The sequence below is a fragment of the Streptomyces sp. NPDC088554 genome, from assembly GCF_044752945.1.
In the GTDB taxonomy this organism is placed as follows: domain Bacteria; phylum Actinomycetota; class Actinomycetes; order Streptomycetales; family Streptomycetaceae; genus Streptomyces.
Genome location: NZ_JBIVMF010000014.1, coordinates 51678 through 71816, shown reverse-complemented (window position 1 = coordinate 71816; position 20139 = coordinate 51678). Strand labels below are relative to the sequence as shown.

Annotated in this window: 19 protein-coding genes and 1 pseudogene; 11 read left to right on the top strand and 9 right to left on the bottom strand. The window is 70.6% G+C overall.

Translation table 11 applies throughout. From position 1 onward, the window contains the following. The first annotated feature begins 37 nt into the window (after positions 1 to 37). Positions 38 to 280 carry a DUF397 domain-containing protein gene (locus ACIP8W_RS18040; protein WP_401956696.1) on the top strand — a complete coding sequence of 81 codons (243 nt, stop codon included), beginning with the start codon at positions 38 to 40 and terminating at the stop codon, positions 278 to 280. Positions 281 to 480: 200 nt separating this feature from the next. Here the strand turns inward: ACIP8W_RS18040 and ACIP8W_RS18035 are convergent, their stop codons facing one another. Further along, the gene (locus ACIP8W_RS18035) at positions 481 to 993 is read right to left on the bottom strand and encodes an ATP-binding protein (protein WP_401956698.1); all 513 of its coding nucleotides are present in this window, start codon (positions 991 to 993) and stop codon (positions 481 to 483) included. A gap of 379 nt (positions 994 to 1372) precedes the next feature. Between ACIP8W_RS18035 and ACIP8W_RS18030 the strand changes: the two genes are divergently transcribed. The 3 genes and pseudogenes from ACIP8W_RS18030 to ACIP8W_RS18020 all read left to right on the top strand — a co-directional run. Further along, the gene (locus tag ACIP8W_RS18030; protein WP_401956819.1) at positions 1373 to 2206 is read left to right on the top strand and encodes a helix-turn-helix domain-containing protein; all 834 of its coding nucleotides are present in this window, start codon (positions 1373 to 1375) and stop codon (positions 2204 to 2206) included. A 63-nt stretch (positions 2207 to 2269) separates the two neighbouring features. Then, positions 2270 to 3736, top strand: a complete 1467-nt coding sequence (locus ACIP8W_RS18025) for an aldehyde dehydrogenase family protein (RefSeq protein WP_401956700.1) — start codon at positions 2270 to 2272, stop codon at positions 3734 to 3736. A gap of 59 nt (positions 3737 to 3795) precedes the next feature. Further along, positions 3796 to 3909 (top strand): annotated as a pseudogene (locus ACIP8W_RS18020) (PadR family transcriptional regulator); the annotation flags it as partial. 75 nt (positions 3910 to 3984) lie between these two features. Here ACIP8W_RS18020 and ACIP8W_RS18015 read toward each other — a convergent pair. Further along, positions 3985 to 5421: a glutamate decarboxylase gene (locus ACIP8W_RS18015; protein ID WP_401956702.1), complete on the bottom strand. Its 1437-nt coding sequence runs from the start codon at positions 5419 to 5421 to the stop codon at positions 3985 to 3987. 260 nt (positions 5422 to 5681) lie between these two features. Between ACIP8W_RS18015 and ACIP8W_RS18010 the strand changes: the two genes are divergently transcribed. Further along, complete coding sequence (locus tag ACIP8W_RS18010) at positions 5682 to 6668, top strand: VTT domain-containing protein (protein WP_401956704.1); 987 nt, start codon at positions 5682 to 5684, stop codon at positions 6666 to 6668. Between the two features lie 90 nt (positions 6669 to 6758). Here the strand turns inward: ACIP8W_RS18010 and ACIP8W_RS18005 are convergent, their stop codons facing one another. Both ACIP8W_RS18005 and ACIP8W_RS18000 read right to left on the bottom strand, forming a co-directional pair. Next, complete coding sequence (locus ACIP8W_RS18005) at positions 6759 to 8456, bottom strand: threonine/serine exporter ThrE family protein (RefSeq protein ID WP_402203721.1); 1698 nt, start codon at positions 8454 to 8456, stop codon at positions 6759 to 6761. 197 nt (positions 8457 to 8653) lie between these two features. Then, complete coding sequence (locus tag ACIP8W_RS18000) at positions 8654 to 9148, bottom strand: inorganic diphosphatase (protein ID WP_401956822.1); 495 nt, start codon at positions 9146 to 9148, stop codon at positions 8654 to 8656. A 175-nt stretch (positions 9149 to 9323) separates the two neighbouring features. Between ACIP8W_RS18000 and dacB the strand changes: the two genes are divergently transcribed. The 6 genes from dacB (at position 9324) to folE (ending at position 16971) form a co-directional block, all read left to right on the top strand. Beyond that, the gene (gene dacB, locus ACIP8W_RS17995) at positions 9324 to 10748 is read left to right on the top strand and encodes a D-alanyl-D-alanine carboxypeptidase/D-alanyl-D-alanine-endopeptidase (protein ID WP_401956706.1); all 1425 of its coding nucleotides are present in this window, start codon (positions 9324 to 9326) and stop codon (positions 10746 to 10748) included. A gap of 208 nt (positions 10749 to 10956) precedes the next feature. After that, positions 10957 to 12093, top strand: a complete 1137-nt coding sequence (locus tag ACIP8W_RS17990; RefSeq protein ID WP_402203637.1) for a zinc-dependent metalloprotease — start codon at positions 10957 to 10959, stop codon at positions 12091 to 12093. A 187-nt stretch (positions 12094 to 12280) separates the two neighbouring features. Beyond that, positions 12281 to 13333 carry a tRNA lysidine(34) synthetase TilS gene (tilS, locus tag ACIP8W_RS17985; RefSeq protein WP_402148460.1) on the top strand — a complete coding sequence of 351 codons (1053 nt, stop codon included), beginning with the start codon at positions 12281 to 12283 and terminating at the stop codon, positions 13331 to 13333. A 68-nt stretch (positions 13334 to 13401) separates the two neighbouring features. Next, positions 13402 to 13962 (top strand): hypoxanthine phosphoribosyltransferase, encoded by a 561-nt coding sequence (hpt, locus tag ACIP8W_RS17980; RefSeq protein WP_401956824.1) that lies wholly within the window; start codon positions 13402 to 13404, stop codon positions 13960 to 13962. Positions 13963 to 14224: 262 nt separating this feature from the next. Continuing rightward, positions 14225 to 16252 (top strand): ATP-dependent zinc metalloprotease FtsH, encoded by a 2028-nt coding sequence (ftsH, locus tag ACIP8W_RS17975; RefSeq protein WP_401956714.1) that lies wholly within the window; start codon positions 14225 to 14227, stop codon positions 16250 to 16252. Positions 16253 to 16362: 110 nt separating this feature from the next. After that, positions 16363 to 16971 carry a GTP cyclohydrolase I FolE gene (gene folE, locus ACIP8W_RS17970; RefSeq protein ID WP_401956716.1) on the top strand — a complete coding sequence of 203 codons (609 nt, stop codon included), beginning with the start codon at positions 16363 to 16365 and terminating at the stop codon, positions 16969 to 16971. A 43-nt stretch (positions 16972 to 17014) separates the two neighbouring features. Here the strand turns inward: folE and ACIP8W_RS17965 are convergent, their stop codons facing one another. The 5 genes from ACIP8W_RS17965 to folP all read right to left on the bottom strand — a co-directional run bounded on the left by ACIP8W_RS17965 (position 17015) and on the right by folP (position 20092). Next, positions 17015 to 17509, bottom strand: coding sequence for a DUF3180 domain-containing protein (locus ACIP8W_RS17965; protein ID WP_401956719.1), 495 nt, complete (start codon positions 17507 to 17509; stop codon positions 17015 to 17017). A 74-nt stretch (positions 17510 to 17583) separates the two neighbouring features. Beyond that, entirely contained in the window at positions 17584 to 18198 is a 615-nt protein-coding gene (gene folK, locus ACIP8W_RS17960; protein WP_402203634.1) for a 2-amino-4-hydroxy-6-hydroxymethyldihydropteridine diphosphokinase, read from the bottom strand. Next, positions 18195 to 18554, bottom strand: a complete 360-nt coding sequence (gene folB / locus ACIP8W_RS17955; RefSeq protein WP_401956725.1) for a dihydroneopterin aldolase — start codon at positions 18552 to 18554, stop codon at positions 18195 to 18197. The genes folK and folB overlap by 4 nt, the downstream gene beginning before the upstream one ends. Positions 18555 to 18749: 195 nt before the next feature. Further along, positions 18750 to 19235, bottom strand: a complete 486-nt coding sequence (locus tag ACIP8W_RS17950; protein WP_402203632.1) for a nuclear transport factor 2 family protein — start codon at positions 19233 to 19235, stop codon at positions 18750 to 18752. Beyond that, entirely contained in the window at positions 19232 to 20092 is an 861-nt protein-coding gene (folP, locus tag ACIP8W_RS17945; RefSeq protein ID WP_401956731.1) for a dihydropteroate synthase, read from the bottom strand. The genes ACIP8W_RS17950 and folP overlap by 4 nt, the downstream gene beginning before the upstream one ends. Between the last annotated feature and the right edge of the window lie 47 nt (positions 20093 to 20139).

Genomic DNA, 20139 nt, shown 5'->3' with positions numbered 1-20139 from the left:
AATTGACACCTGCACCTTGCAACTCGGGGAGCGACCTGTGCACCACGTGTACAACGGCATGGCGGCCACAGAGCTTCACGGAGTCGTCTGGCAGAAGAGCAGGCACAGCAACTCCCAGGGTTCCTGCGTGGAGTTCGCCAGGCTGCCGGGGGGCGAGGTGGCGGTGCGCAACTCGCGCCATCCCGACGGACCCGCGCTCGTCTACACCCCTGCCGAGATCGAGTCGCTGCTGATCGGCGTCAAGGCCGGGGAGTTCGACCATCTGGCCGGGGGCGGCTGAGCGCACAGCGGGCCACCGCCGCCGCACCACCGCTTCCCGTCCTCACGGAGGGACGGGTTTCGGTCAATCTGTCCGCGTGTATGGCTGGATAGGTATGGACCAAGAGGCGCGCCGGTCGAACGGAGCGGGCCGCCAGTGGCATATTCCAGCCACCGGCGGCCCGCCCGTCCGTTCTGTTTGTTATGACCGTTCTCGCCGGGTCAGCCCGTCGCGTCCGTACGGTCGGAGCGGAGCTGGAAGAGCGCCCAGACCACCTTGCCGTGCAGCGATCCGGCGAGCGGATGCCAGCCCCAGGTGTCGCTGAACGACTCCACGAGGAACAGCCCGCGGCCGGACTCGGCCGCGCAGTCCTCCTCCGACTCCCGCGTCGTCGGGCCGGCGCAGCTCGGGTCCCGTACGGCGCACACGAGCCGCGACGACCAGCGCACCAGATGCAGCCGCACGGAGGCTTCCTGCGGTCCGCGCGGGGTGTCGGCGGGCAGGGCGTGCCGCAGCGCGTTGGTGACCAATTCCGAGACGACCAGCGCGACATCGTCGAAACGGTCGCTCATCTCCCACTGGCTCAGCGTGGTCCTGGTGAACTGCCGCGCCCCGCGTACCGCCTCGTACCGGGGTGGCAGGGCGCACGACATCGAGCCCGCCGCCGCCGCGGGGTCGATCGGGGGAAGCCCCTGCTTCGAAGGCTGAAGCATGGTCGATCCATTCATCCCCATGCGAGGCACTCCCGGGATTCGCGGCCGTAGCGATACTGCGGTGGTCCAGCGCTGTGTGGTCCAGCATCACGACACGTCAATACGAACGAGTGCGCAGGTGCGCGGAGCCCCATGGTTCCGAATGCGCACGGCAGATGCAAGGGCAGATGCACGTGCACGCGCCGGAATCATCCCTGCCCGTACGGGTAGTGGCTCATTTCTCCCCGTGACCAGTTTTACTCTCTCCGCAAAGGCTTCTTATTTCCGTAATCGAATGAGTACGGGGCGAAGCGTTTTGATGGCAGAATCCGGCACTTGGAGTAGGGGGTGTGCTCCAAACGGGACACACGTGACGGGGAGGGTTGGAGACGTGACCGCAGCCGAATCGGGCGGTTCCGTGGTGCGGCGCATCCTGCTGGGCTCACAGCTGAGACGGCTGCGCGAGACACGCGGCATCACACGTGAAGCCGCGGGCTACTCGATCCGCGCATCCGAGTCCAAGATCAGCCGTATGGAGTTGGGACGGGTGAGCTTCAAGGCCAGGGACATCGAGGACCTGCTGACCCTCTACGGGGTGGCCGACGAGGGCGAACGCGGTGCCCTGCTCGGTCTCGCCCGGGAGGCCAACGTCGCGGGATGGTGGCACAGCTTCGGCGATGTGCTGCCCGGCTGGTTCCAGACGTACATCGGTCTCGAAGGCGCCGCCTCGCTGATCCGTATCTACGAAGTGCAGTTCGTGCACGGTCTGCTCCAGACCGAGGAGTACGCGCACGCCGTCGTCACCCGGGGCCAGCCCGACGCGCCCCGCGCCGAGGTCGAGCGCCGGGTCGCGCTGCGGCTCGAACGGCAGAAGGCCCTCGTCTCCGAGCGCCCGCCCCGCTTCCACGCCATCCTCGACGAAGCCGCGCTGCGCCGTCCGTACGGCGACCGCGCCGTGATGCAGGGGCAGTTGAGGCATCTGATCGAAGTCTCGGAGCAGCCCAACATCACGCTCCAGGTCATGCCGTTCAGCTTCGGCGGACACGCGGGCGAGAGCGGCGCGTTCACCATGCTGAGCTTCCCCGAGTCGGATCTCTCCGATGTCGTCTTCCTCGAACAGCTCACCAGCGCGCTCTACTTGGACAAGCGCGAGGAAGTCGCCCAGTACGAACGGGTGATGGCGCGACTCCAGGAGGACAGCCCGGGGCCGGAAGAGAGCCGAGACGTGCTGCGCGGACTGCTCCAACTGATCTGAGACATCAGTACGATGACGCTGTATCAGGGGTTTGCACCGGCAGCACCTGTAGTAAGGGATCGCATGTCCTACTTCACCGAACTGGCCTACCAGTACATCGACGGCGAGTGGCGGACCGGCAACGGCTCGTGGGACATCATCGACTTCAATCCGTACAACGGGGAGAAGCTCGCCGCCATCACCGTCGCCACCGCCCGCGAGGTCGATGAAGCCTACCGTGCGGCCGAACGCGCGCAGCGTCTGTGGGCCGCGACCAATCCGTACCTCCGCAGGCCGGTCTTCGAGCGGGTCCTCGCCCTGATCGAGGAGCGCGCGGAGGAGATCGTCGAGGCGATCATCGACGAGCTGGGCACCACCAGGTCCAGGGCGCTCGACGAGGTCGGGACGGCCCAGGAGTTCCTCCGCGAGGCGATCCAGCTGTCGCTGCGCCCCGAGGCCCAGATCATGCCCTCGACGGTCGACGGGCGGGAGAACCGCTCCTACCGGCTGCCGGTCGGTGTCGTGGGTGTGATCAGCCCCTTCAACTTCCCCTTCCTGCTGGCGATCAAGTCGGTGGCGCCCGCGCTGTCGCTCGGCAACGCCGTGGTGATCAAGCCCAACCAGAACACCCCGGTGGTCGGCGGCGGGCTCATAGCCAAGCTCTTCGAGGACGCCGGGCTGCCCCCGGGGCTGCTCAACGTGGTGATCACGGACATAGCGGAGATCGGCGACGCGCTGATCGAGCACCCGGTCCCGAAGGCGATCTCGTTCACCGGCTCCGACCGGATCGGCCGCCATGTGAGTACGGTCGCGGGCAGCCTCTTCAAGCGCGTGATCCTCGAAATGAGCGGCAACAGCGCGCTGGTCGTCCTCGACGACCTCGACGACGACCAGCTCGACTACGCGGTGGACGCGGCGGTGTACAGCCGGTTCTACTTCCAGGGCCAGGTCTGCATGGCCGCCAACCGGATCCTGGTGGACCGCGCCGTCGAGCGGGAGTTCACCGAGCGGTTCGTCGCGAAGGTGGCGGCGCTCAGGACCGGCGACCCGCGCGACCCGGAGACCCGGATCGGCCCGGTCATCAACACCTTCCGGGCCGACGCCCTGACCGCGGTGGTGGACCAGGCGCTCGCGGAGGGCGCGACCGCGCTCGTACGGGGGCGTACGCGCGGCACGCTGGTGGAGCCGACGGTGCTGACCGGACTGGCGGAGGACTCCCCGCTGATGTTCCAGGAGATCTTCGGCCCGGTGGCGATCCTGACCACGTTCGACGGTGAGGAAGAGGCCGTACGGATCGCGAACAACACCCCGTACGGGCTGAGCGGGGCCGTGCACACGGCCAATGTGGAGCGCGGGGTCGCGTTCGCCAAGCGGATCGTCACCGGCATGATGCATGTCAACGACGCGACCGTGCTGGACGACCCGATGGTGGCCTTCGGCGGGGAGAAGATCTCCGGGATGGGCCGGCTCAACGGGGACTCCGTGGTGGAGGCGTTCACGACCCAGAAGTGGATCTCGGTGCAGCACGGCCGTACGGAATTCTGTCTCTGACGCCCCTCGTGCCGCCCGCGCCCTCGTGGACAGGAACTGACCGCGAGGGCCCGCAGCCGTGGACCCGGGGCCTGATCGAGCGCATCGAGGGCGGGGCGTACACCTTCGCGGGCGAGGGCGAGCCGTTCGTGGGGATCCTCACCGAGGGGCGGGAGAACCCGTACGCGACGGGGATCGCCCGATGAAGGGGACAGCCATGAGGAGGCGAACGGCCCGCCCCGGGCCGTATCCGTACCGGCTCGGTCTCCTCAGTGGTGAAAGCCCGTGGCGGACGCCTTGTCGCGGTCCTGGGGGCGCTCCTGGAGCCGTAGCTCGGGCAGGACGCGTTCCAGGTCGGCCAGGAGCAGTGCGGCGAGGTCGGCCGAGAAGCCGTTGCGGCAGACCACCCGCAGGACGGACAGGTCCTCGCGGTGGGCGGGGAAGGTGTACGCGGGCACCAGCCAGCCGTGTTCGCGCAGCCGGCGCGAGACGTCGAAGACATCGAAGTTCGTTACCCCGGGGGCGGTGGTGAACGCGAACACGGGCAGTTGGTCCCCCCGGGTGAGCAGCCGGAAATCGGCCAGCCGCCCGATCCGGTCCGCCAGCCCTCCGGCGATGTCGCGGGCGGTCTGCTGGACGGCCCGGAAGCCGTCCCTGCCGAGCCGCAGGAACGTGTAGTACTGCGCGACCACCTGCGCTCCCGGCCGGGAGAAGTTCAGCGCGAAGGTGGGCATGTCGCCGCCCAGATAGTTGACGCGGAAGACCAGCTCTTCGGGAAGCTCGGCGGGCGAGCGCCACAGCGCCCAGCCGACGCCGGGATAGACCAGTCCGTACTTGTGCCCCGAGGTGTTGATCGAGGAGACGCGCGGCAGCCGGAAGTCCCAGACGAGATCCTCGTCGAGGAACGGCGCGATCATGGCCCCCGACGCCCCGTCGACATGGACCGGGATGTCCAGGCCGGTACGTTCCTGGAGGGCGTCCAGCTCCGCGCACAGCTCGGCGATCGGCTCGTAACTCCCGTCGAAGGTCGAGCCCAGCACCCCCACGACCCCGATGGTGTCCTCGTCGCAGAGTTCGGCCGCGGCCCGGGGATCGAGGTGGAAGCGGTCGCCCTCCATGGGCACCTGGCGCGCCTCGACCTCCCAGAAGGCGCAGAACTTCTCCCAGCACACCTGCACATTGACGCCCATGACCAGATTCGGCCGGGCGGTCGCCGGATAGCGCGCCGCGTTGCGCGTGGCCCAGCGGCGCTTGAGCGCCAGCCCGGCGAGCATGCAGGCCTCGCTGGACCCGGTGGTCGAGCAGCCCACGGTCGCCGCCGGGTCGGGGGCGTTCCAGAGGTCGGCGAGCATCGCCACACAGCGCCGCTCCAGCTCGGCGGTGCGCGGGTACTCGTCCTTGTCGATCATGTTCTTGTCCCGGCACTCCGCCATCAGCGCCCCGGCCTGCGGCTCCATCCACGTGGTGACGAAGGTGGCCAGATTGAGCCGTGAGTTGCCGTCGAGCATCAGCTCGTCATGGACCAGCTGGTACGCGGTGTCGGGCGCCGTCGGACCGTCGGGCAGCCGGTGCGTGGGCGGCGCCGAGGTCATCTCGCCGGTCGGATCCGCCTCGCCGTAGAAGGGGTTGAGCGACAGCCTGCGCAGCTCGTCCCGGTCCGCGACGGGGATCTCGGCCGCCCTGTCCGCGCCGCGATGGAGTGGCATCGGATCTCCTCGGGAATGGGGTGCGCCCCCCTCAGTGAGAATACGGAGAGACGCCGGGAACCGCCTTTCGGCGGCGCGCGCGGACCGTACGTATCCGGGTGTGCGCCCACCGTCACGCCGGGGCGGTTCGCGCTCCGGAAGTTGGCGGTGTGCGGGGGCAGGGTGGAACCTGGGGGCGCGGACAGGCGTTGATAACTTGTGCGCGGCCGACCACGCCGATTCGACGATCGACCGACCAACGACTCAGGAGTCCGGAACCCGTGACCACCCTTGCGCTCGGACCCAGCTGGCTGGACCCGGACTATCTGATCGGGACCTTCGGGCTCATCGGTGTTCTGGTCATCGTTTTCGCCGAGTCCGGCTTGCTCATCGGCTTCTTCCTGCCGGGCGACTCGCTGCTCTTCACCACCGGGCTGCTGGTGACGACGGGCGCGCTGGACACCCCGCTGTGGATCGTCTGCTCCCTGGTGGTGCTCGCGGCCATCGTGGGCGACCAGGTCGGGTATCTCTTCGGCCGGAAGGTCGGGCCCGCGCTGTTCAAGCGGCCGGACTCCAAGCTCTTCAAACAGGAGAACGTCGAGAAGGCGCACGAGTTCTTCGAGAAGTACGGCCCCAAGTCGCTGGTGCTGGCCCGCTTCGTCCCCGTGATCCGTACGTTCACGCCGATCATCGCCGGTGTGAGCCGGATGAACTACCGCTCGTTCATCACCTTCAACATCATCGGTGGCGTCCTCTGGGGCGCGGGCGTCACGCTGCTGGGCGCCGGGCTCGGCAAGATCGCGCTCGTGCGTGAGCACATCGACCTGATCCTGATCGCGATCGTGCTGATCTCGGTGCTGCCGATCGTGATCGAGTTCCTCCGGGCGCGCTCCAAGAACAAGAAGGAAGCGGCGGCGGGCGGCCGGGCCGCTCAGGCCGAGGCCCTCCCGCAGACCCCGGTGGGCCCCGGCCCCGGTGTGGACCGCGCGACGATGCAGTTCCCGGCGGTCACCCCGGGCGGCTACGGCAACCAGGGCGCCCCCGGCGCCCCCGGTACGCAGGGCGCGCCGGGTGCGTACGGTGCCCCTGGCGCGTACGGCACGCAGGGTGTGTACGGCGCTCCCGACGCGTACGGCGCCCCCGGCGGCCAGGGCGTTCCCGGTGCCCACGGCGGGCATGGCGCGCACGGTGGGCACGCGGCGCAGCAGGCGCCCGAGGGGCCGGACGCTTCCGGGGAGCCGGGGCGCGGGCGCCACGCCAAGCGCTGAGCGCCGTACCCGCTGCTGGTGGGACGCGTACGGCCGCTGGTATCGCCCCCTGAGCCGTACGGGCTACCAGCGGCCGGGACGTCCCGGCCGCTAGAAGCCGCGCGTCCGCTTGGCCGCGCGGCGGCTCGATGCCCGGCCCGAGCCCGGCACCTTGAGGAACAGCCGGGAGACCTCCCCGCCGAGGTTCACCCCGATCGCGATGGCCAGCGCCAGCGCTACCGCCGTGGAGAGCGACGCGAGCCCCCGGTCCAGCTGGTTCTGGGCGAAGCCGAGCAGCCCGAAGTAGGTTGCCGAGCCCGGCATCAGCGGGCCGAGCGCCGCTGTGACATAGGGCAGCGCGGAGGCGAACTGGTAGCGCGACAGCAGCTGCCCGAAGAGCCCCACCAGCCCCGCCGCGACCGCCGTCGAGGCGACCGGCGAGATCCCGCCCGTGTCGTGCATCGCCGCGTAGACCGTCCAGGCGACCCCGCCGTTGAGCGACACCAGCAGCACGGTGGAACGTTCCTGCTGGAGCAGGATCGCGAAGGTGAGACTCAGCGTCACCGCCGCCAGGATCTGCACCAAGGGCCGCGCGACCGTGTGCAGCGCCGCTTCCGGGTTCAGCTGGGCGTCCAGCTGCACGCCCAGATAGAGCACCATCAGCACACCTATGACGATCGCGATGAAGAAGTACAGGACCTCCAGCAGCCGTGCGGACGCGGTGATGTAGTAGCCCGTCAGCCCGTCCTGCACCCCCGCCACCAGCGCCCGCCCCGGCAGCAGCGCGAACAGCCCGCCGGTGATCACGGCCGAGGGCCGGCCGCCCCAGTGCAGGGCCGAACCGATCAGCGTCAGCGCCACCCCCATCGCGGCGGGCGGCATCGCCGCCACCACGAACTGGTAGAACTCCGGCAGCCCGCGTCCCGCGCACAGCCACGCCAGCCGGTCCCCGAGCATCGCGCCGAGCGCGGCGGCCACGAACACCACCAGGTCACCGCCGACCAGCACGGAGGCGGCCCCGGCCAGCACCCCGCTCGCCACGGTCAGCGCCCAGCCCGGGTAGGGGTGCCGGTTGCGGCGGATCTCCGCCAGCCGCCGGTACGCCTCCTCCAGAGTGACGCCCGTGTCCTCGGTGGTGATGTCGTCGATGAGCGTGTACACGGCGGCCAGCCGCGTGTAGTCGGTGCCCCGCCGGCGTACCGTCCTGCTGGCCGTCACCGGGTCCTCCACCAGCGACGGCTGGTGCGAGATCGACAGCAGGGTGAAGGTGACGGTCGGCTCGCAGTGGTCGAGTCCGTACGCGCTCGTGACCCCGTACATCGCCGCCTCGACGTCCTCGGCGCCCTCCCCGCCCGCCAGCAGCAGCTCGCCGATGCGCAGCGTCAGGTCCAGCACCCGGGGCACGGCGGGCCCCATGTCGTCGTGCCGCTGCACCGGCTCCGGTACGGGACGGTCGCCGACCGGCATCCGCAGCAGCGTCCGCATCCGGTCCTGCCAGGGCGCGTCCTTGGTCAGCGTCACCAGGGGCACGCCCCGCGCGGGGGTGGGAGGCGCGGTGGTACGGCGGCCGCCGTACGGGGACGGCGCGCCGCCCGGCAGGTCGAAGGCCGACCGCTCGGGCTCGGGCCGCTCCGGAGCCGTACCGCCCGGAGCCGTACCGGTCAGACCGCCGGGGAGGGCGAACTCCGACGAGGGATGGTCCCGCTCGTCGGCCTGCGGCTGCCCGACCCCCGGCGGCGGGGCGAAGGCGCTGTGCGCCTCGTCCGACGACGGCTTCCGGTCGTCGGGACCGTCCGGCTCGGCCACCACTGTCTGCGCCCTCACTCCCTGTCGTCACCAGCCCCGTCGTTCACCCCGTCGTCCGTTCCTCGGCCCCACGGCCCCGCTGTCTGCCCAGTATGGGTACGGACCTGGGCGGGCACACGCGGACGGGCGGCGCACCCACGAGGGGTACGCCGCCCGTCGTTCCGTCCGGCGTGTCCGCCGGTCGCACGGAGAAGTACGCGTCAGTGCGCGTTGCCCTGCGCCTCAAGGCGCTTGTAGGAAGCCTCGATCTCGGCCTCGGCCTCGGTACGGCCGACCCAGTCGGCGCCCTCGACGGACTTGCCGGGCTCCAGGTCCTTGTAGACCTCGAAGAAGTGCTGGATCTCCAGGCGGTCGAACTCCGAGACGTGGTGGATGTCGCGCAGGTGCTCCACCCGGGGGTCGGACGCCGGGACGCACAGCAGCTTGTCGTCGCCGCCGGCCTCGTCGGTCATCCGGAACATGCCGATGGCGCGGCACTTGATGACACAGCCCGGGAAGGTGGGCTCGTCCAGGATGACGAGCGCGTCCAGCGGGTCGCCGTCCTCGCCGAGGGTGTTCTCGACGAAGCCGTAGTCGGCCGGGTAGCTGGTCGAGGTGAAGAGACGGCGGTCAAGGCGGATCCGACCGGTCTCGTGGTCCACCTCGTACTTGTTCCGCGAACCCTTAGGGATCTCGATGAAGACGTCGAACTCCACGGGTGGCTCCTCCATGATCAGCACAAAATGTCCGGTGATACTGCGTCTGCGCGGAGAGGGCCCCCGGGACCCGGCCTGACAGACGGTTCCTGGCCGGGGTGCCATGCTCGCGGCAAGGCGCAGTGATTAAGTGTCCCCCACGCAGGAGTGTGATCGCGAAAGGGGCTGGTCAACCGTGCTTGAGCCGAAAGTGTGGCAGCTCACGGCGGGTTCCGTGGCGGCGGGCCTGGCACTCGCCGCCGTGGTGGTGGCCGCGACGGGCCCCTGGGACTCCGGCCAGCGCAGGGCCGAGCGCGCCTGGGCGGCCGCCCAGGACCGTACGGGTGGCGCACCGCACGGCGCTCCCGCCCCGCGTACGCCCGCGCCCGCACCCAGCGCCGCGGGCGTGCTCTCCCCGCTGCGCGCCGCCGACCGCACGGCCGCCGGCCTCAAGGCGGCGCCGGAGGTCCCGCCCGGACTCGGCAGGACCCTCGGCGCGCTCCTCGACGACAAGGCGCTCGGCCCGTCCCGTACCGCCTCCGTCGTCGACGCCGCGACCGGCCGCCGGCTGTACGGGAAGGGCGACGCCGAACCGATGATCCCGGCCTCCACGGTGAAGATCGCCACCATGGTCGCCGCGCTTTCCGCACTCGGCCCCGACCACCGCATCGCCACCACCGTCCTGGCCGCCCCGGACGGGCGGCGGCTCACCCTGGTGGGCGGCGGCGACGCCACCCTCGACCGCACGGGACTGGAGGCGCTGGCCGACGACACCGCCCGCGCCCTGCGCGACCGGGGGATCGACCGGATCGAGCTGCGGTACGACGTCTCCCTCTACTCGGGCCCCCGTGAACACCCCATAGGCCCCAACGACAACATCGCCCCCGTGGTGGCGCTGATGTCCGACCAGGGCCGTCTCGACAAGTCGACCAGCGGCCCGGCGCCGCGCAGCGGCAACCCCGCCGGGGACGCCGCCCGGGTCTTCGCCGAGCTGCTGCGCGAGCGCGGGGTCAAGACCGCCGACGCACCGAAGAAGGGCGGCGCGTCCAAGGGGGCCAAACCCCTCGCGAAGATCCACTCCGCTCCGCTCTCCGCGCTGGTCGAACGCACCCTGACCGAGAGCGACAACGACATCGCGGAGTCGCTGGCCCGGCAGACCGCCATCGCCGCGGGCCTGCCCGCGAGCTTCGACGGCGCGGGCCGGGCCGTCCAGGACCGGCTGCGCGAACTCGGACTGCCCGTCGCCGGCGCCCGCTTCGCCGACGGCAGCGGGCTGAACCGGGCAGACCGGGCCGGCGCGGCCCTCCTCACCGCCCTGCTGGCGCATGCCGCCGACCCCGCCCACCCGGAGCTGCGCCCCGTCCTGACCGGGCTGCCGATCGCCGGGTTCACCGGCACGCTGCGCGCCCGGTACGCGCGGGAGAAGCCCGCCACCGGGCTCATCCGGGCCAAGACCGGCACCCTCACCGGGGTGAACGCCCTGGCCGGTACGGTCGTCGGCGCCAACGGCCGACTGCTGGCCTTCGCCTTCATGGCGGGCTCGACGGAGGCCCCCGCCGCCGCGCAGGCGGCCCTGGACCGGCTCTCGGCGGCGCTGCTCCCCGCGAAGGCGCCGCGGTAGCCGGGGCCGGGCGGCAGCCGGTGGCGTGCCGGACGGCGGCCGGGGCGTGCCGGACGGCGGCCGGGGCACGGGTCCGCCGGGGGCCTCGATCGGCCGTACGGGAACGCCCGGTTCCGTGCCCGGCCCCGGCCCCTAGGGGGCGGGATGGGGGAAGAACCGGGTCGGCGGCCCCTCACCGCTCGTCCACCCGACCACGTACGGTTGACGCATGACGAGCATCGGTGGTGCAGAGATGGTCGACTGGAAACTCGCGGTCGCGACCGCGAGCCGCCTCGTGCGGCCAGGACCCGAGGTCACCCGGGACGAGGCGCGCGAGATCGTCGCCGAGCTGAGGCGGCACGCCAAGGCGGCGGAGGGGCACGTCCGCGCGTACACGCGGATGATCCCCGAGGGCCATGAGCCGCCGGACACCCCGGTCCTCGTCGTGGACCGGGCCGGCTGGGTGAAGGCCAATGTCGCCGGGTTCCGCGAGCTGCTGGCGCCCCTGTTCGAGAAGATGCGGGAGCGCCGCTCCGGCGGCCCCGGCGGCGCCGTGATCGGCGCGGTCGGCGGCAAGGTCACCGGCGTCGAGGTCGGCGTGCTGCTGTCGTACATGTCCTCCCGGGTGCTCGGGCAGTACGAGACGTTCGCGCCCGCCACCCGCGATCTCCCGGCCGCCGCCGCCGCCGTCGGCGGCCGGCTGCTGCTCGTCGCCCCCAACATCGTCCATGTCGAACGTGAACTGGACGTCGACCCGCACGACTTCAGGCTCTGGGTGGCGCTCCACGAGGAGACCCACCGCACCCAGTTCACCGGGGTGCCCTGGCTGCGCGACCACCTCCAGGGCGAGATCCAGTCATTCCTGGAGCAGACCGACGTCGACCCGATGACTCTCATCGAACGGCTGCGCGAGGCGACCCAGTCGCTCGTGGGCGGCCGTCCCGAGGGCGAGGAGAACGACGACGGCGGGCGCAGCATCGTCGAGCTGGTCCAGACCCCGGCGCAGCGCGAGACCCTCGGCCGGCTCACCGCGGTGATGTCGCTGCTCGAAGGCCACGCGGACTATGTGATGGACGGTGTCGGGCCCGAGGCGGTGGCCTCCGTAGCCGAGATCCGCGAGAAGTTCCAGCAGCGCAGGGCGCGCGGCGCCGGCCGACTGGACCTCGCCCTGCGCAGGCTGCTGGGCCTCGACGCCAAGCTCCGTCAGTACCGGGACGGGGAGCGGTTCGTACGCGCCGTGGTCGAGGAAGTCGGCATGGACGGCTTCAACCGGGTCTGGACCTCGCCGAACACCCTCCCCACCAAGGCGGAGATCGCCAAACCCGCGGACTGGGTCGCACGGGTGCACCGCAGGGCGGAATCCTGAGCTCCGAGCCGTCGAATGGCAGATGTACGCCTCAGGTATCACCCATCCGAGGGACCGTGAGTGAGGGATAGGCGTGCAATGCTCGGGTAATGGCTCGGTTCTGTCACCATCGACGCACTCTGAGTGACGCTCCCCGCTCTTACCTCGACCGAGGCACCCCCAAATAACTTCACGAAGGGCACCGGATATGGGTCCCCATCCTGCGGTCGCGGCGATACGCCTGGCGGTCCGCCGCGTACTCCACGACATCCTCACCGAGCGGACGGAGACCTGTTCCGCCGTCTCCTCCCCGCCGTCCTCCTCCTCTTCCTCCTCTTCCCGGGGCGAACCGCCCCTCGTGCTCGTCGCCTGCTCGGGCGGCGCCGACTCCATGGCGCTCGCGTCCGCCCTCGCCTTCGAGGCCCCCAAACTCTCCATCCGGGCGGGCGCCGTCACCGTCGACCACGGCCTCCAGGCCGGATCCGACCGGCTCGCCGCCGAAGTCGTCGTCCGGCTCCGGGCCCTGCGGCTCGACCCCGTCGAATCCGTCGCCGTGTCCGTCGGGCGCGACGGCGGCCCCGAGGCCGCCGCCCGCGACGCACGGTACGCCGCGCTCGACGCCGCCGCGGAGCGCCATGGCGCGGCGGCCGTCCTGCTCGGCCACACCCGCGACGACCAGGCCGAGACCGTCCTGCTGGGCCTCGCCCGCGGCTCCGGCACACGCTCCCTGTCCGGTATGGCGGCCGTCTCGGGGACGGCCGGACGCTACCGGCGGCCCTTCCTCCAGCTCGACCGGCAGACCGCCCGCAAGGCATGCCTCGTCCAGTCGATCCCGGTCTGGGACGACCCGCAGAACGCCGACCCGGCGTACACCCGCTCACGACTGCGCCACGAAGGGCTGCCCGCCCTGGAGAAGGCCCTCGGCAAAGGCGTCGTCGAGGCCCTGGCCCGTACCGCACAGCTCTCCCGCGACGACGCCGACGCCCTGGACGTCTGGGCGCTCGACGCGGCGGGGACCGTACGGGACGAGACGGGCCTGCTGGAGTGCGCCAAGCTGTACGCGCTCCCGTCCGCCGTCCGCCGCCGGGTGCTCCGCAGGGCGGCCATCGAGGCGGGCGCCCCCGCCGGTTCGCTGTTCGCCCGGCACATCGAAGAGGTCGACCGTCTGATCACCGGCTGGCGCGGCCAGGGAGCCATCAACCTGCCCGGCCGCGTGGAGGCCAGGAGGCAGGGTGGCAGACTGGTCATCCGGCAGGGCTGAAGCGCTGATGCACTACGGCTGTGTCTCCGGGGCTCCCGGCTCCGGACCTCTGGCCGACGACGAAAGCGATGCGGGTGGACGACAAGGACATGGGCGACGACCTCCAGTCGGTGCTCATCACCAAGGAAGAGATCGACGCGAAGCTGGCCGAGCTGGCAGCGAAGATCGACGCGGAATACGCGGGCAAGGACCTTCTTCTCGTCGGGGTCCTCAAGGGTGCCGTGATGGTCATGGCCGACCTGGCGCGGGCCCTGTCCACCCCCGTGACGATGGACTGGATGGCCGTCTCCTCGTACGGGGCGGGCACCCAGTCCTCCGGCGTGGTCCGGATCCTGAAGGACCTGGACACCGACATCAAGGGCAAGCACGTCCTGATCGTCGAGGACATCATCGACTCGGGGCTGACACTGTCGTGGCTGCTGTCCAATCTCGGTTCACGGGAACCGGCCTCGCTGGAGGTCTGCACCCTGCTCCGTAAGCCGGATGCCGCAAAGGTCGCGATCGACGTCAAATGGATCGGCTTCGACATTCCCAATGAGTTCGTCGTCGGATACGGCCTGGATTACGCGGAGAAGTACCGCAACATGCCTTTCGTCGGCACTCTCGCGCCGCACGTCTACGGGGGCTAGTACGGAGGGGGCGCTCGGCCACTTCCGGGTGGTCCGGAGCGTTTCCGTACCCGCGTAAGAGCGACGAGGCGTTACGGAAAGGGCTCGTCGCGGCCGGGAACCCCAGCACCCCGCGCGCCGTTGGAGCAGGGGAAGGCGGGTTTGTCAGCCGTCCCGTGCGGTCGCGGGTCATGATGCTGGGGTACCGTCCGAAGAGCACTCTTTATCTCACAGCAGCATTTACCTACGGGCAGGAGGGACGGGGCGACTTCGCCTCGTATGGATGGACGTGAAGCGATACTTCCGTGGGCCGGTCATGTGGATCGTGCTGGCCGTCCTCGCCGTGGTCGTGCTGATGAATGTCGTCGGCCAGTCGGGCGGCTACAAGACGGTGGACACCGGCGAGGTTGTCCAGGCGATCGACAAGAACCAGGCCGAGCAGGTCAAACTGACCACCGGCGATGACCAGATCATCAAGGTCGACCTCAAGGACGGCCTGAAGGTCAAGGGCAGCAACAAGATCCAGGCCAGCTATATCGGCAACCAGGGCGCGACGCTGGCCTCGACGCTCCAGACGAAGTTCCAGAGCGGCGACATCACCAAGGGTTATACGGTCTCGCCCTCGAAGCAGAGCCCGTTCCTCTCGGTGCTGTTCTCGCTGCTTCCCTTCGTGCTGATCGTCGTGGTTTTCCTGTTCCTGATGAATCAGATGCAGGGCGGCGGTTCCCGGGTCATGCAGTTCGGGAAGTCCAAGGCCAAGCTCATCACCAAGGACACCCCGAAGACGACCTTCGCCGATGTGGCGGGGTCCGACGAGGCCGTCGAGGAACTCCACGAGATCAAGGAGTTCCTCCAGGAGCCGGCGAAGTTCCAGGCCGTCGGCGCCAAGATCCCCAAGGGTGTGCTGCTGTACGGCCCGCCCGGTACGGGCAAGACCCTGCTCGCCCGTGCTGTCGCGGGCGAGGCCGGCGTTCCGTTCTACTCGATCTCCGGTTCCGACTTCGTCGAGATGTTCGTCGGTGTCGGTGCCTCCCGGGTACGCGACCTCTTCGAGCAGGCCAAGGCGAACGCCCCGGCGATCGTCTTCGTCGACGAGATCGACGCCGTCGGCCGGCACCGCGGCGCGGGCCTCGGCGGCGGTCACGACGAGCGCGAGCAGACGCTCAACCAGCTGCTCGTCGAGATGGACGGCTTCGACGTGAAGGGCGGCGTCATCCTGATCGCCGCCACCAACCGGCCCGACATCCTCGACCCGGCGCTGCTGCGCCCGGGACGTTTCGACCGGCAGATCGCGGTCGACCGCCCGGACATGCAGGGCCGTCTGGAGATCCTCAAGGTCCACCAGAAGGGCAAGCCGGTCGCTCCGGACGTCGACCTGGGCGCCGTCGCCCGTCGTACGCCCGGCTTCACCGGCGCGGACCTTGCCAACGTGCTGAACGAAGCGGCGCTCCTGACGGCGCGCAGCGACAAGAAGCTCGTCGACAACCACTCCCTGGACGAGGCGATCGACCGCGTCGTGGCGGGCCCGCAGAAGCGGACCCGGATCATGTCCGAGAAGGAAAAGAAGATCACCGCGTACCACGAGGGCGGACACGCCCTGGTCGCCGCGGCGTCTCCGAACTCCGACCCGGTCCACAAGATCACGATCCTGTCCCGCGGCCGGGCCCTGGGCTACACCATGGTCCTGCCCGACGAGGACAAGTACTCGACCACGCGCAACGAGATGCTCGACCAGCTCGCGTACATGCTGGGCGGGCGCGCGGCCGAGGAGCTGGTCTTCCACGACCCGACCACCGGCGCCGCCAACGACATCGAGAAGGCCACCGCCACGGCCCGCGCGATGGTCACGCAGTACGGCATGACCGAGCGGCTCGGCGCGATCAAGTTCGGCGGTGACAACACCGAACCGTTCGTCGGCCGTGAGATGGGTCATGCGCGCGACTACTCGGAAGAGGTCGCCGCGCTGGTCGACGAAGAGGTCAAGAAGCTCATCGAGACCGCGCACAACGAGGCGTGGGAGATCCTCGTCGAGAACCGCGACGTGCTCGACAATCTGGTCCTGGCTCTCCTGGAGAAGGAGACGCTGAACAAGGAGCAGATCGCCGAGGTCTTCTCGACCATCGTGAAGCGCCCGGCCCGCCCGGCGTGGACCGGATCGTCGCGTCGTACGCCCTCGACGCGGCCCCCGGTGCTCTCGCCCAAGGAGCTGGCGCTGACCAACGGCGCGGCCGGCGCGAACGGCGGCCTGCCCGCCGTGACGGCCGGTGAGAAGCCGACCGAGGCGGTCCCCGAGGACCGTCCGGAGAGCTGAGCCACCGCTCCTACCAGGCCCGGAATGGATGCCGCGCCCCTCAGGTTCTAGCCTGGGGGAGCGCGGCATCCCTTTTTGCCCGCCACGGAACGGCACAGGAACGAGGCACAATGACCGACCCGGTGACGCTGGACGGCGGCGAGAGCCCGATCCGCGTATTCGACGAGAAGCGGGCCGAGGACGCCGTGCGCGAGCTGCTGATCGCGGTGGGGGAGGACCCGGACCGGGAAGGTCTGCGGGCGACCCCCGGCCGGGTGGCGCGGGCGTACAAGGAGATATTCGCCGGTCTGTGGCAGACGCCCGAGTCCGTGCTGACCACGACCTTCGACCTCGGACACGACGAGATGGTCCTGGTGAAGGACATCGAGGTGATGTCCAGCTGTGAACACCATCTGGTGCCGTTCGTCGGGGTCGCCCATGTCGGCTACATCCCATCGGCCGACGGGAAGATCACCGGACTGTCGAAGCTGGCCCGGCTGGTGGACGTCTACGCCCGCAGGCCGCAGGTCCAGGAGCGGCTGACGACCCAGATCGCCGACTCGCTGATGGAGATCCTGGAGCCGCGCGGGGCGATCGTGGTCATCGAGTGCGAGCACATGTGCATGACCATGCGCGGGGTGCGCAAGCAGGGCGCCAAGACGATCACGTCGGCGGTCCGTGGCCAGATGCGCATCCCCGCGACGCGCGCGGAGGCGATGAGCCTGATCATGGCCCGCTGAGGCCGTTCCGTACGGGGGTACGGAGCCGGCGGGACGTACCGGGTCAGGCGTGCCCGGCGGGCGCCGCGCCGCCTCCGGTGCCCTCCGTGTCCTCGGGGAGCTTGCAGACGTGCTCCAGGAAGAAGGCGGCGGCGATGACCGCGATGCCCGCCACCACGGAGGCGCCCGCGTAGATCGCCTGGTCCCGGCGGGCGGGGATGTCCAGGAAGCCCAGCAGGAAGACGCCCGTGCCCCCGTACATCCCGCAGACCAGCGCCGCGACCAGCGCGCTCGCCTGGCCGAAGACCACCGCGCGGGCGGCCATCAGCGGATCGACGCCCTTCGCGTCCGGGCGCCGCTCCCGCTGGGCCTTCAGCCGGGACCGGAGCGACAGCGCGGTCGCGACGAGGACGGCGGCGATGGCCGCGAGCACGATGGGCGCCGCGAGCGGCACGCTCGGCAGGGTGTCGAACGAGTCCCAGAGCCGGGCGGCGGCCCAGGACAGCACACCGGCCACCACGAACAGGCCGACGAGGACGCCGATCCGCAACTGCTTCACCGAGAAAAGCCCTTCGCCTTGCTGCCGTATTGCTGCCGTACCGGTCCGTTGTGCCGGTCCGCTGAGCCTAACGACTACTCGGGCAGGCGGAGTTCCAGATCGGGCCTGGGCAGCACGCCGTCCCGGCCGACACCGGCCAGCAGTCCGGCGACCGGCCCGTGGCCCGGGAGCTGCGCCTCCGGCTCCACGTCGTGCCACGGGACGAGCACGAAGGCGCGCTCGTGGGCCCTCGGGTGGGGCAGCGTGAGCCGTGGGTCGTCCGAGACGACGTCCGCGTACGCCAGGACGTCCACGTCGATCGTGCGCGGCCCCCAGCGCTCCTCGCGGACCCGGTCGTAGGCGTCCTCGATGGCCTGGCCGCGCTCCAGCAGCGAGGACGGCGGCAGCGTCGTCCTGATCACGACCACCGCGTTGAAGTACGACGGCTGGGAGTCCGGGTCCACGCCCCAGGGCTCCGTCTCGTACACCGGGGAGACCGCCTTGACCCGCACTCCCGGGGTGTCCTCCAGGGCGTCGATGGCGCCCTGGAGCGTCTCCAGCCGGTTGCCGAGATTGGCGCCGAGGGCGATCACGGCCCGCCGCGGATTGGACAGCGTGCTGTCCGCGGCGTCCACCTGCGCGACCACGGAGGCGGGCACCGGCTGGGCGGTCGGGTCGCTCTGAGGTCCGTTCACGGAAAGAAACGTCATACTCGGCTCCGGGTGATGGTGACGGTCACATCGTCGAACGGCACGGTGATCGGGGCGTCCGGCTTGTGGACGACGACCTCGACCTCCTGGACGGCGTCGTGCTTCAGGCACCGCTGGGCGATGCGCTCCGCCAGTGTCTCGATCAGGGCGACCGGCTCTCCCTGGACGACCTCCACGACCTCCTCGGCCACGATCCCGTAGTGCACGGTCTTCGTCAGGTCGTCGGCGGCGGCCGCGGGACGGGTGTCGAGGCCGAGCACCAGGTCCACGATGAAGGTCTGGCCCTCTTCGCGCTCCCGGGGGAAGACGCCATGGTGCCCACGGGCCTTGAGGCCGCGCAGCGCGACACGATCCACGCGAATCACTCCTGCTGTTGTCGGTCGTCGGGGCGCACTGCCCTGTATGGGCGGTTCGGCGCCCACTTTCGAATCTACCCGCGGGCACTGACAACGCTCTCCCGAGGGGTGGGAGCGGCCGGTCGTGGCGCGGGTCGTAGCCGCGTTCCCTACCCCGGTCCCCGGCGCGCAATCCACCGGGAGGTGGGGGACCGCTCACACGGAGGGGCCCGCGTCCGGGTCCTCCTCGGGTTCGGCCAGTACGGGCGAGCCGTGGTGCGACCAGATCCGCCAGCCCTCCGGCGTGCGCCGGAACACGTTGGTCGCGACGACCAGCTGGCCGACGAGCGGTCCCAGCGCCCCGCCCTCCTCGGCAGGACCGCCGCTCAGGATGTTCTCGGTACAGGTCACCAGGGCCGTGTCCGCGTGGACGGACACCGCGACGTCGGTCAGGAAGAACTGGATGTACTCGGTGTGCGCCATGATCAGGGCATAGGAGCGCAGAACCTCGGAGCGGCCCCTGAGCACGGGCCAGCCCGGGTGGACGCAGGACACACCGTCGGTTCCGCCGTTCTTGGCGCCCTCGCCGTCCTCGCTGTCCAGCCAGAGCGCGGACAAGGACGCGAGGTCACCGCGCTCCATCGCGTCGTAGAGCGCGGTGTTGGCCAGCTCGACCTGTTCGGTGTCCGTACGGGCGTTCACCGGGCGCCCTCGACGGCGCGCGCCACCCGTACCGCGTCCGCTGTCGCCCGTACCTCGTGGACGCGGACCGCCCAGGCGCTCTGATGGGCGGCGATGGCGGAGACCGCGGCGGTGGCCGCGTCGCGCTCGCGGGCGGGCGGTGGCGAACCCTCGCCATCGGCGAGGACATGGCCGAGGAAACGTTTACGGGAGGCCGCGACCAGAAGCGGACAGCCCAGGGTGCGCAGCTCGGAGAGGTGGGCGAGGAGTGTCAGATCGTGCTCGGCCCGCTTGGCGAAGCCCAGACCGGGGTCGATGACGAGGCGCCCGGGGGCGATCCCGCCCGCGATCACCGTGTCCAGCCGCATCCGCAGCTCGGAGAGGACCTCGGCGACCACGTCGGTGTAGTGCGCGCGGCTGTTCATCCGGTCGCTGAAACCGCGCCAGTGCATCACCACGAACGGCACCCCGGCCTCGGCGACCACCGGCACCATGGCCGGATCCGCGAGACCGCCGCTGACATCGTTGACCAGGGCGGCACCGGCCGCGACCGCCTGCTCGGCGACGGAGGCGCGCATGGTGTCGACGGAGACGGTGACGCCCTCGGCCGCCAGGCCGCGTACGACGGGAACGACCCGCCGCAGCTCCTCGTCCTCGTCGACCCGGGGGGCGCCGGGCCGGGTGGACTCGCCGCCGACGTCCACCAGGTCGGCGCCCTCGGAGACCAGGGCGAGGCCGTGTTTGACGGCGGACGTGGTGTCGAACCAGCGGCCCCCGTCGGAGAAGGAGTCGGGCGTCACATTGACGACGCCCATGACCGCGCAGCGGTCCCACTCCGGCAGCCCCTCGACCGTGCCCCGCCCGCTCAACGTACTCATACGTCCACCCTAGGGCGTAGGGCGGTCCAGCAGCCGTGGACCGTCCT

What these genes read in the sequence shown, in the direction of transcription:
- hpt (WP_401956824.1), top strand. Translation starts at nt 13,402, where the DNA reads ATGCGGGTGGACGACAAGGACATGGGCGACGACCTCCAGTCGGTGCTC.
- ACIP8W_RS18015 (WP_401956702.1), bottom strand. Translation starts at nt 5,421, where the DNA reads ATGCCACTCCATCGCGGCGCGGACAGGGCGGCCGAGATCCCCGTCGCG.
- folP (WP_401956731.1), bottom strand. Translation starts at nt 20,092, where the DNA reads ATGAGTACGTTGAGCGGGCGGGGCACGGTCGAGGGGCTGCCGGAGTGG.
- ftsH (WP_401956714.1), top strand. Translation starts at nt 14,225, where the DNA reads ATGGACGTGAAGCGATACTTCCGTGGGCCGGTCATGTGGATCGTGCTG.
- ACIP8W_RS17990 (WP_402203637.1), top strand. Translation starts at nt 10,957, where the DNA reads ATGACGAGCATCGGTGGTGCAGAGATGGTCGACTGGAAACTCGCGGTC.
- ACIP8W_RS18035 (WP_401956698.1), bottom strand. Translation starts at nt 993, where the DNA reads ATGGGGATGAATGGATCGACCATGCTTCAGCCTTCGAAGCAGGGGCTT.
- tilS (WP_402148460.1), top strand. Translation starts at nt 12,281, where the DNA reads ATGGGTCCCCATCCTGCGGTCGCGGCGATACGCCTGGCGGTCCGCCGC.
- folK (WP_402203634.1), bottom strand. Translation starts at nt 18,198, where the DNA reads ATGACGTTTCTTTCCGTGAACGGACCTCAGAGCGACCCGACCGCCCAG.
- ACIP8W_RS18025 (WP_401956700.1), top strand. Translation starts at nt 2,270, where the DNA reads ATGTCCTACTTCACCGAACTGGCCTACCAGTACATCGACGGCGAGTGG.
- folE (WP_401956716.1), top strand. Translation starts at nt 16,363, where the DNA reads ATGACCGACCCGGTGACGCTGGACGGCGGCGAGAGCCCGATCCGCGTA.